Source organism: Vicinamibacteria bacterium (assembly GCA_035570235.1).
Classification (GTDB): Bacteria; Acidobacteriota; Vicinamibacteria; order Fen-336; family Fen-336; genus DATMML01.
On sequence record DATMML010000059.1, the window covers coordinates 47,236 to 58,708 of the forward strand.

Below are 11,473 nucleotides of genomic sequence, written 5' to 3' on the forward strand. Positions count from 1 at the left end.
CGGCTTGAAAGTACCACGGGCCCTAGGACGTGACAACGCGACTGCTCAGGGCCCCGGTCCGCTTCTCGAGAGCACGGTGAAGCTGCGGCGCACGGTCTCCCCCGTCTCGTCCACGAGGGTCAGAACGTGGCGGCCCGGCGGCGGCGCCAGTGCCATCTGGTGCACGTCGCGCGTCTCGCCTTGGTACTCGTCGTCCAGGTGCCAGAAGATCTGGGCCTCGTGATCGCGGTGGGCGGCTTCGAAGACGACGCGCCCGAGGGCGCCGTCCATCTCGACGGGCACGTATATCTGCCCGTTCTCCCGGGGGTACACCAGGGACAAAGAGGCGCTCCCCGCGGCGTCGAGGGCGGCCCGGCAGTCGGGCCGGAAAGGGGGGGGTGGGTGATAGTCGGCGTGTCGCCGCCGGTAGTAGGTCTCGAGGGTAGGGGGCAGGACGAACCAAGCCCGGTTGTGGATCGACGCCAAGGGCTCGCAGTCGGCGTGGACTTGCCATGACCCGCCGGCATCGAGGTGCAAGAGGCGGCAGTACGTGCAGGGGGGCGAGCCGAGGCCAAGGTGGGGGACGAGCTGCGCACGCAAAGACGAGCAGTGGGGCCCCGCCCGCATGCCGCTCTGCGCGCAGACGTCGACGACCGCGAGCCCGGCCGTGGGCTCGGGAAACCAGCCCGCGGGGGGAAGCAGGTTGAACAGCTCGAACAAGATAGGCGCGGCCGCCGAGTAACCGGTGAGGCCCGGCCGCCCCTCCCCATCCGCGTTCCCCACCCACACACCGACCGCGTAGCGGGGCGTGACCCCCACCGCCCAGGCGTCCCGGAACCCATAGCTGGTGCCGGTCTTCCATGCGATCCGCTGGGAGGTCGCGAAGGCCCGCCAAGCCTGCTCGTCCCCCGGGCGCTCCACCTCCAGCATGGCGTTGAGGGTGAGATAGGCCGCGGCCGCATGCAGGGGCTCGTCGTTCCCGGGAGAGGGGACCTCACCCCTGCCCCCCGCCCGATAGGAAGGAGGCCGAAAGACGGCCGCCCGCGTCGGGCCGGGGGCGGAGCCGTTCGCGGCGCGGGCCAGCCCGGCGTAGATGCCGGTCACGTCCCAGAGGCTGCCCTCGGCGCCGCCCAGGATCAGAGCCAGGCCGTAGTCGCGTGCGGGCCGGCTCAAGGTCGTCATGCCGAGGCGCCGGAGCAGGGCGCAGAACCGATCGACCCCGTAGCCGCGCAGCATGCGGATGGCGGGCACGTTCAAGGAGCGCGCCAGGGCCCGCTCCGCGGGCACCGCGCCCGAGTACGCGTGATCGAAGTTCTCAGGGTGAAATGCCCCGACGTGGGTCGGCACATCGGGAATCAGCTGACCCGGCAGGACCTCACCGGCCTCGAGCAGGCCCGCGAAGAGGAGAGGCTTCAGGATGCTTCCCGTGCTGCGCGGTGCCGGGATGACGTCGACGTGTTCTCCGTGGTCGTCCCCCTCGGCGGGGGGGAGGTTGCCGAGGTAGGCCACTACCTGTCCGGTCTCCACCTCGACGATGAGGGCGGCCGCGTTTCTGACCCCGTTCTCCTCGAGGGCCCGGTGATGTCGGGCCAGGATCTCGGCGGCTCGCGCCTGCACGTCTCTCTTGAGGGTTGTATGGACCCACGGGCTCGCGTCCCTGGTTTTCCACCGTCTGGTGGGCGAGGCCGAGGCAGCCTGGACGCGGCTGAGCAGGTGCGGCGCCAGGGTGGGGAGGGGCTGGGGGGCGGGCGGAAGGGGCTCCTGCTTGGCCAGCTCGCAGCCCAAGGCGTCGATGTTGCCCGTATCCCGCAGGGATTCCAGCAGACGGTTGCGCTTCGCCAGCAGCCGCGGGCGGTTTCGACCGGGGTGAATCAGGGCCGGGGAGTTGGGGAGGACGGCGAGCATGGCCGTCTCCGCCCAGGACAGGCGCGCGGCCTCGTGGCCAAAGTACCGCCAGGCAGCGGCATCGATCCCCACCGCGTTCCCCCCCATGGGCGCGTAGGCCGCGTAGAGCCCCAGGATCTGCTCCTTCGAGAGGGCGGTCTCCAGTCGGAGGGCGAGGACGGCCTCGATGATCTTCTCGAGATACGTTCGGGGCTGACCCTTTCGCGAGAGCCGGACCACTTGCATGGTCAGCGTACTGCCCCCGCTGGCGACCCCGCCGCTCCTAAGGTTCTGAACGATGGCGCGGGCGATGGCCAGGGGGTCCACGCCGGGGTGGTAGAAGAAGCGGCGGTCTTCGTAGCGCATGATGGCGGTGACGAAGCGCGGGGGGACCGTTCGGGCCAGCCCGAAGCGCCACTGTCCGTCCGCGGCGAAAGAGGCACCCAGGAGTTCGCCGTCGCGATCCAGGATCACGGTGGAAAGGGGGTCGGTGAACTGGACCACGGGCACGAGCCCGAAGAGGGCCAGGCCGAGGAGGGCAGCCCCGACCAGCCTCCCGGAACGCCGCCCCGAGAGCAGGCGCAGCCCCGCCCAAGCCCGCCGTCCGACCACGAGGATGGTCCGGTTTTCCACCGTCGGCTAGGGGTTGATACCCGCGGCCACGACCTGCACCCACTGCCCCCGGACGCGCGCGTTCAGGCTCGCGTCGTACATCGCCTCCACGGCGACCATAGGCAAGTAGTACTTCCCGAGATAGCTCGCGTTGACCGTGACCTCGACGGTCTTGGTCTCGCCGGCCTTGAGCCCGAAGTAGGTGTAGACGCGGTCGTCCCGGATGTCCTGAAACTCGAAGGGGGAGGGGGGGCTGCGCCGGAAGGTGTCCAGCCGCTCATTGTGGATCTCCCACCCGGAGGCGAAAAGGTGGGTGAGCGCCAGCTCCTGGAGGTCGCCCCGCAAGCCCAAGTTCGTGACTTTGGCGACCACCTTGAGATCGGTCCCTTGCTCGAGACGCGTGGGGTCGAGGGCCGTCCCCGCGGGGGACAGGTAGGAGACCTCGAGCTTGAGGCCGTTGCTGGCCGACGTTTCCTGACCGACCAGGGGCAGGCCGGAGAGGATCAGACGGGGATAGAGCTGGCCGGGGCCCGTGTTGCGGACCACGAGGGTCGCCTCCGGCTTTCCTCCGGAGACGAGGGCGCGCTGCACGAGAGGCGAGCCCGACGTCACCACCACGGGAGCCCCGCCGTTCCAGGCGTAGGAGAACGTGGTTTGAGGGCCGCCCCGGGTGTCGCCGGTGGCCCGCGCCAGGGCGAGGAGGGCATAGGCCGTCTCCTGGGTGCTCAGCCACTCGTTCTTGCTGAGCGCCTCCGACAGGACTTTGACGAGGGGCCCGATCTGCTCGGCCAATCCCAGGGTCACGAGGGCCTCCAGGACCATGGCCCGGTCCCTCAGGTCCGAGCCGAAGGTGTAGCCGAGCTCCCGGTAGGGCCGGATGGTCACGCCCGCGCCCCGGGCCAAGGCCCGCGCCGCCTCTGGCTGCCCGGCCAGCTGATAGGCGGCGGCCAGGCTCCACTTGGCGGTGACCGCCAGCTCGCCCCGCTCGCGAAGCTGGTTCTGGGCGGCGAGCTCCGGCGCCCCCGCGAGGGCCAGGGTGTAGAGCCGATAAGCCTGGGTCAACTCCGCCTGGCCGGGCCCGGCGACCCAGCCGCGGCTGCGCCGGCGCTGGAACCCCGTCCACTGATCGAGGACGCCCGCGGGGACGAGATAGCCGGCCTTCTGGGCCTCTAGCATGAAATGCCCCGCGTAGCTGGTGGCCCAATCGTTGGGGTCGTTGTCCCCCGGCCAGTAACCGAAGCCGCCGACCGAGGTCTGGAACTGCTTGAGCCTCTCAAGGCCTGCCTTCACGTTGGCCTCGGTGCGGGCCCGTTTCTCCGGCGACAACTCCAGGAGCTTGCCGAGGAAGAGCTGCGGGAAGACGGCGGAGACTGTCTGTTCGATGCAGCCGTGGGGATATTGCACGAGATACTCGAGGCGGCGCCCGAGATCCAGGGGGGGCACGCGCGAGACCTCCAGGGTCACCTCGTTGGTCCCGGGCTGGCCGGGAAGGACGATGGCCGGGCGCCAGGTCTCATCGGGTTTCAGCGTGGAGCCGATGACACTCACCGTGCGCTGGGTCGGCATGCGCACGTCAAGCTCGATGGTCTGCTGGGCGCGCTCGGCGCCGGCCACGGCGCGGATCACCGCGCTCCCCACCCCCAGGGCCGGCTTGGTGCTGATCCGGAAGGTAACGAGTTCGTCACCCAGGGCCTTGAATGAGACCTTCTTCGTCGCCGGGCCGGATACCGTGAGGGGGCCGGAGGTCGTGAGGGTCACGGTGACGTCCTTGACGCTCGGCTCCAGGGCGAAGACGGAAACGGGCAGGGCGGCGTCTTCCTCGGGGCCGAGCACCCGGGGGAGGGTGGCCAGGATCATGAGGGGCCGGCGGACGAAGATGGACTTCTCGGCCGCCCCGAAGGCGCCCTCGTGCCCGGCCACGACCATCACCCGCACCGCGCCCACGTACTTGGGGATCTCGATGGCGTGGCTGTTCGTGCCCCCGCGGGCCAGCGGGAAGGGGCCCAGGAAGCGGACCATGGGCGGGAAGCGGTTGGCGCGCTTGGCGCTGGCCGGCGTCCCCTGGTCGCCTCCGCCGATGGCCAGCATCCGCTCCATGGCCGCCCCGTAGGCTCCGACCACGTGGTCGTAGAGGTCCCAGGTCCTCACGCCCAGGGCCTCGCGAGCATAGAAGTAATCCCACGGGTTCGGGGTGGAGTAGCGCGTGAGCCCCAGCAGGCCCTCGTCGACGACGGCCAGGGTGTAGGTCATAGCCCGGCCCGTGGCCTCCCGAACCGTGACCGCGGCCGTGGCCTCCGGAGACCAGACATCGCGGCACTCCAGCACCGGCTTGAGGCGCGTGTCGGAGTTGGTCACCTTCACCGGCGCCACTCCGTAGAGGCGGATGGGGAGGTCATTCCCGGTCTGGGCATGCGGCTGAAGCAGAGTGACGTGGGCGTAGACGTTGGGGGCCATTTCGGGGGTGGCCAGGAAGGTGAAGCGTGTGTCCGTGCCCGTAGCCTCGAGCCACGCCATGCGCAGCACCCGCGAGCCCGACTCGAGGCTGACAAGGGCGCGCCCCTTCTTGGGGGTAGGCAGGGCCAGCGTCACCGTGTCCCCGACGTTGTACTCCTGCTTGTCGGCGGCAAAGGCGAGCACGCTGGCCCCCCCCGCCATCTCTTTCTGCCCGCGGCCAGCCCAGCCTGGCCAATCGATGTATACGACCTTGGCCGTGCGGTGCTTCCCTTCGCGGTCCAGGGCGGTGATGAGGTAGCGTCCCCAGTCAGGGTACTTGATCTCGAAACCCCAGCTCCCGGTGCCGTTCTTGAGCGCGACGACCCCCGATTGCAGGGGCGTCTGGACGCTGGATTCCGCGTAGGTCGTGAGATCCTCTTCCCCCTTCTCCCACCACCAGCGCCAGCCCAGCTTGTAGAGCTTGAATTCGACCTCGCCGTCGCCGCTGGGTTGGCCATCGGCGTCCACGGTGACGACGTCAAGCACGTGCCGGGTGTCGGTGAGAAGCATGCCGCGCGCCTGATCGCCTTTGGGGGCGCGGATGCCGACGTAGCGTTTGTAGGGGGAGTAGGGAATGCTGAAGCGGTCGAGGCTGAAGGCCCCCCCCGGCTCGAAGACGCGGGTCACGAAGTTGGCGGTGAGCTTGCCGGGAGCAACGTTCTCGGCCGTGATGGAGGCGTCGACCTTGGCCGCTCCGGTGTCGTCTAGTTGGCCTTCGAAGACCTTTTGCTTCTCGGTCTCGTACTTGCGGGTGGGGTCGTCAAAGGCATAGTCGGCGAAGCGCGGGAAGCGCGTGGTGGTGGTGGATAGCGTCAGCTCCACGTCCGCTTTGAGGTTCCGAGCGGGGGCCCCGTGAAGCCAGATGGACTTCAGGACCGCGGACAGGCGCGATCCGGCGCTCAAGGAGTCCTTTCCGAAGTCCAGGGTTATCTTCAGCCGGTTAGGCATGATGGTCTCGATCTTGAGGGCCCGGTCGAAGGTCGCGCCGCCCACGGTGACGCGGCCGGTATAGGTCCCCGTGGGCGCGTCGGGGGCGGTCGCGACCTCAAAGGTGTAGAAACCGTCGGAGGAGCCCGGCCGGGTCTGGGTCTTCACGAGCTGACCCCGGCTGTTGATCAGCTCAAAACGGGCAGGGTGGGCTCCCGTCAATCGCTTCCCGGGGTCGACGAGGATGAAGCCCAGGTACAGGGTGTCCCCCGGCCTCCAGACGCCCCGCTCACCGTAGAGGAAACCCTTGAGCCCCTTCGGAGCCTTCGCGCCGGCGACGTCGAAGTGGGCCATGGAGAGGGCGGTGCCGTCGTCCAGGCGTAGGTACCCGGTCTGGTCGCCGTTGCGAACCACGGCCAGGAAGGGCTTGCGCTCGGTCTTGAGCCGGGCCATCCCGTCGCTACCGGTCTTGCTTGTGGCCACGACCTGTTGCTGAAAGTCGCGCAGAGTGACCTCGGCCCCGGAGAGGGGTGCCGTGGTCCTAAGGTCGGTGGCGACCAGCGTCAACAGGTCGTCCTCGCCCCCCTTCGCCAAGAGGCCAATGTCGGACACCAGGACGTTGCGGCCCACCCTGACGTTGTGGTCGTAGAAGGGGCGGTAGTAGGCGGGGTGACAGGGGTTGTCCCGGTTCTCGTACATGCTGTTCCAGTCCCCCCCCTCCTCCCACGAGTCCCAGAAGCTCGCCTCCTCGGCGTCCGTCGAGGGGGCTCGGTCCGGAGGCTCGGGGAGGGTCGCGGCGGGACCCTCGCACGGCCAGAGGATGTCGGGGCGCCGGAAGGACAGGGTCAGGTGGTAGAGGCCACCGGGGCTGGCCTTGGTCAGGGGCGTGAGGTCGAGGCCCACCGACACCGCGCGATTCTCCTTGTCGGGCGTGATGTCCAAAGGAAGAGTCTTCTTCCAGACCGCGCGGCCCACCCGGTTCAGTTCATGATCCCCGGGCAAGTCGTTGACCTGGAAGAATTGGGGCAGGGCAACGTCGGGCACTCGGATGGCCTCCACGGTCAGCGCGCGAAGGTTGACGGCCTCGATGGGGATGGTGAGGCCGGTGGAGGTCGGCACGATCACGCCCTTCCCGAGGAAGCGGACCTGTGGCTTCAGGGCCTCGAAGCTCACGCTCAGCTCGCGCCCCTCCTTCATCCGGTATCCGACGGCGTTGCGGATGCCGGCCGCTACCCGCACGCTCTGGTCCCCGCGGAAGCTGCGGGCGCTGTAGACGCTCACCACGCTCCCCGAGATGACGAAGCGAAGGTCCTCGTGTTGTCTTATCTGAATGAGGCCGTTGAGGTTCTGGGGAGTCTTGAGCGGGTCCGTGAACCGCAGCTCGAGGTACTGCTCCTTTCCCTGAACCGCCCGGGCCTGGTCCAGGTTGAAGGTGTTCAGTCCGGGCACGGCCACCTCTTGAGCCTGCCGCTTCTCGACCCCGATGACGTGCCCATCCCAGCGCAGCTGCAGTTTGGAGGGATCCTCGCCGCGCTGGATGCCTCGGACGACGAAGCCGTGCGTCCTGCGGTTCGGATCGTGTGTCCACTCGACCTTGAGGGCTTGCTTGTCGTGGGTCACCTGCAGCAACTGCTCAACCCGGGCCGGATCCTCGACGTCGGCGGTGACGAGCTTGCCCGTCAGCTTCTGCTTCTTGTTGTCCTGGGCGTCGGTCGCCTCCAGCCCGTCAAGGGTCACCTCGAAGGACTGGGCCATGGTCGAGAAGTCGAACTCGAAGCGCGGAAGGGGCACCTTGCCCTTGGGGAGCCGCGACAGGTCCAGGGCCGCGGAATAGGACTGCCCGTCGGGGAGCCGATCGGCTGGCCGATACTCGATCTGGTTGAGGGCGGTCCAGACCGCCACGCCCTTGATAGCGGGCTCGAACTTGAAGGGCGAGTCCGAGAGGGGAGTGTTGAGCTGGGCGGGGTCGACCGCGGCTTCCGCCAGCTGGACCCGGATGGCGCTCTCCCGGGAAATCGCCCCCTGGGTGAAGGCGGCGATCGTCGCGCGCTCCGCCTCGGAAAGCGCGCGGCGAGTCCCCGGTCTCTTCTGCCCGCGACCGCAACCCCCAAGGCCCAGGAGGACGCAGGACACCACCCAGACGGCTCGTGACGGACCGCGCATCGATCACCCCCGCGTGCTGTGCCGGTGAGACGGTATTCTCAGCCCGTCATCTCGTGGAAGCAAGATCCGTGCGCTGTGCGTCGCCTGTCCAGGTCGCGGTCGGGAAGAGGTTAGGGCCTGCGCGCCACCGACTCGTGTCTGCGGTGACACTCGGGGGCGTTCCTGCCCGGACACTCGAGGGTTTTATGGTGGACCCCAGGCTCCGGCACGGAATCCACTCGGGGAGGAAGAGGAGCGCTGATCGAGGGGGCAGCGCTCACCGGCCAGAGCATCCGAGGGCTCAACTACTGGAAGAACCAGTAGTAGAAGGATCCGTAGCGCCCTGAGAAGCGGAGGGCCGTGTGCCCCTCTCCCAGGAAGCTTCCGGGTAGCCGGAACACGTATTCGTTCCAGCCCGGCCGGGTCCGGATGGCTAGCCGGGCCAGCGTTTGCCCGCCGGATTGGACGATCAGGCCGGCCTCGGGAAACTCGATCTCGTAGGTTCCGCTCCCGGAGGCGCGCATGCTGGCGGCCTGAACCGCGGAGGCTGTGCGCATCACCACCACCAGGTCCCGGCCGCGTTGGGTGGCGATCTGAAACGATTCCTCACCCATGATGGCCCGGCCCGCATCCGCCACGATCTCACTGCCTCCGGGCAGGGCATAGGCATCGATCCGCACCGTGCCGTGGAGGCGGATGTTGCCTAGATGGGATGAGAAGCGGTAGCCGTGGTTGGCTTCGTCGCGAGCGTCGCAGACGTTCAGCCGGTCCGTTTCCTGGAGGCCTGCCACCGCCCGCAGGGTCTCGGGCAGGAAGATGCGCCCGTTCTTGCCCACGAGGTCGTAGCGCATGCGGAAGATCAACAGCTCGTCGCCGAGGCTGCTCGACTGGTGGAGGGGAGGGCCTTCCACGAGCTCCCGCATGAGCGCCGATCCCTCCTGGACGGAGCTGGTCGTGATCAGGTAGGGAGGGCGCTCCGAGGCGGGGAGCCGCCCCAAGGCCTCGAAGACCCCGGCCTCTCGCTCCGCGGTGTGGTTCCCGAAGAACGCGGGGCTTGTGACGCCATGTAGGTTGAGGTTGCGATGCCCGGTGAGGTACTCGAGGCTGGTGGCGATGTTGGCCATGGCCACGCCCCTCGGCAGGTTGTGCGTGATCCACTCGGCCGTCATCACGTCCCGCCGGTAGACCTCCCCCGCCATCTCCCCGTAGAGCGCCCCGAAGCGGAGGGTGGACAGGAGCCCGAGCAGCACGAAGAGGCTGGCTCCGGTGCGGAAGAGGGTGCTCTCGAGGGCGCTATCGCCGCGGGCCAGGAGGCGCACGGCGAGCCCCAGGCCAACGGCGGTGAGGACCAGGAGGCCCGGGAAAGCCCACATAAGGTAGCGGTTGAAGTGGACCCCCATGAAGATGTTGGGGCCCACGAGGCCAAAGACAATGGCAACCACGCCCAGCCACACCCGCACCGGTCGGCGCCACGGCTCTGGAAGGTGGGCCGCGGCGAGGAGGATCAAGAGGAGGGCCAAGGGCGGGAAGAAAAAGGGAGCCCAGCCCCGGGCGAAGCCGATCGGTGCCTGGGAAGGGTAGAAGCCGAGGAGAAGGCCTCGGATGACATCCACCGCGTACTCGGCGACGAGGGCCAGGGCGTCGCTGGTGGTGTAGTTGGCGAGGAGCGACTTGTCGATGACGGAGGTGCCCAGCCAGGACCCGGTGAGCCCTCGTTGGAAGAACAGCATGCCGAGGCCGACCGCGGCCGGCAGCCAGGGCAACCAGTTGGGAGGATCCCGTCGGAGGGGGCTCTCCTTCTTGGCGAGGGACGCTTTGACGAGTGACGCCGAGCCTAGGAGGAGGCCGATGAGCAGCCCCTCCGGGCGAGCCAGAGCCAACAGCGATCCCGCCGCCGCGTAGGATCGCCACCCGCTCCCCGCCCACGCCCCTAGCCATCTCTCGAACAGCCAAAGGGACAGGAACATGAAGAGGGCGATGTCGGATCCGTAGAGAAAGCCCCAGACGACGGGGCCGCCGAGGGCCACGAGCAACCCCGCCAGCAGGCCCTCCCGGTTCCCTCCCAGCAGGGCGCCGAGCCTTCGGGCCATGAGGACGGAGCCCAGGTAGAGCCCGGCCCCGGCGGTGATCACGAAGGCTATGAGGCCCTCGCCCCGCGCTCCCAGAGCATGGGCGAGGGCCAGGACCGCGGTGTGGAGGAGGCTGGTGGCGCCCGTAGAGGGGGGCTCGCCCGGGTTGTACTGGAAGGGGTGCCCCCCCGCCATGGCCCCCGCGTACTGGCAGATCACGTAGAGGTCGACGACCTGGGGGACGAAATGGCCGTCGGTGGCGGCCAGCATGAATCCCACGAACAGGAGGGCCACGACCAGGCTCAAGAGCACGAGGCCGGGCGTTCCCCACGTCGGCTGCGCCTCTGGGGCCGGTGCGCGGTCGGAGGCCATCGCGTGCGCATCATACTATGCGCGATCCGGCCCCACCTTGACTCGGTTGCGCGCTCCGCGCGAAGATCGCGGGAAGCGTGTTCATGCTGCTGACCCTCGGCCTGCGGGAGGCGCTCCGCCCGCCCCTCTTCGAGGGAGCGTCTCTCGTCCTGGGCCTCATCGTGGGTAGCTTTGCCAACGTCTGCATTCATCGGATCCCGATCGGTCACTCCGTCGTCTCGCCCCCCTCGCGCTGTCCCTCCTGCGGGGCTCTCATCCGGCCCTGGGACAACATCCCCGTCCTCAGCTATCTGGTGCTGCGCGGGCGCTGCCGGTCCTGCGGGGCCCCCATTTCTCCTCGCTACCCGGCGGTAGAAATGGTCAACGGTCTCGCCTACCTGGGGCTGGCGTGGCTGGCCGGCCCTTCTCTCCAGACCTTCGTGTCCATGGCCTTGGTGACTGCTCTTCTGGTGCTGAGCCTCATCGACCTCGATCACCACTTGCTCCCCAATGTGATCACTCTCCCCGGCATTGCCGCCGGCCTCGTTGCCAGCTTCCTGCCCGGGTCTCGCGTGACTCCCCTCGCAGCCGCGGAGGCCGCCCTCGGCGGGTACCTGGCTCTCTTCGCGGTGGCGCGGGCCTACCGCTGGTTCCGGGGTGTGGAAGGGCTCGGCCAGGGGGACTGGAAGATGGTGGCGATGCTGGGGGCTTTCTTCGGCTGGCCGAAGTTGCTCCTGACCGTGTTCTTGGCCTGCCTGGCGGGAACGGCGGTGGGCCTGGCCTTCATCGCCTTCCGCGGACGCGACCTCCGCTACGCCTTGCCCCTGGGAACGTTCCTGGGGGGGGCGGCCATCGTGGTCATCTTCGCGGGCGACCCTCTGCTGGCCTGGTACCAAGGCTTCCTCCATGGCTGACGTCCGGCGCCAGTCGCTGCGGCTGGCCGTGGGCCTCGCCCTCCTCGTGGTGGGGTTGGTGGAGATCCAGTCGGTGTTGCAATCCGTGCGGTCGCAGCGGCG

At 68.8% G+C, this 11,473-nt stretch carries 4 protein-coding genes; 1 reads left to right on the top strand and 3 read right to left on the bottom strand.

The window, feature by feature from the left end; translation table 11 throughout:
* Positions 1-45: 45 nt before the first annotated feature.
* The 3 genes from pbpC to VN461_10875 all read right to left on the bottom strand — a co-directional run bounded on the left by pbpC (position 46) and on the right by VN461_10875 (position 10,478).
* On the bottom strand, positions 46-2,496 hold the full coding sequence (gene pbpC / locus VN461_10865) for a penicillin-binding protein 1C (GenBank protein ID HXB55277.1): 2,451 nt from the start codon (positions 2,494-2,496) through the stop codon (positions 46-48).
* A 6-nt stretch (positions 2,497-2,502) separates the two neighbouring features.
* Positions 2,503-8,028, bottom strand: a complete 5,526-nt coding sequence (locus VN461_10870) for an MG2 domain-containing protein (GenBank protein HXB55278.1) — start codon at positions 8,026-8,028, stop codon at positions 2,503-2,505.
* 314 nt (positions 8,029-8,342) lie between these two features.
* On the bottom strand, positions 8,343-10,478 hold the full coding sequence (locus tag VN461_10875; protein ID HXB55279.1) for a hypothetical protein: 2,136 nt from the start codon (positions 10,476-10,478) through the stop codon (positions 8,343-8,345).
* 83 nt (positions 10,479-10,561) lie between these two features.
* Here VN461_10875 and VN461_10880 point away from each other — a divergent pair, with 83 nt between their 5' ends.
* Positions 10,562-11,371, top strand: a complete 810-nt coding sequence (locus VN461_10880; protein HXB55280.1) for a prepilin peptidase — start codon at positions 10,562-10,564, stop codon at positions 11,369-11,371.
* The last annotated feature ends 102 nt before the right edge of the window (positions 11,372-11,473 follow it).

Excerpts from the sequence above, each read along its gene's own strand:
- VN461_10880 (HXB55280.1), top strand. The coding sequence starts at position 10,562 with ATGCTGCTGACCCTCGGCCTGCGGGAGGCGCTCCGCCCGCCCCTCTTC.
- VN461_10875 (HXB55279.1), bottom strand. The coding sequence starts at position 10,478 with ATGGCCTCCGACCGCGCACCGGCCCCAGAGGCGCAGCCGACGTGGGGA.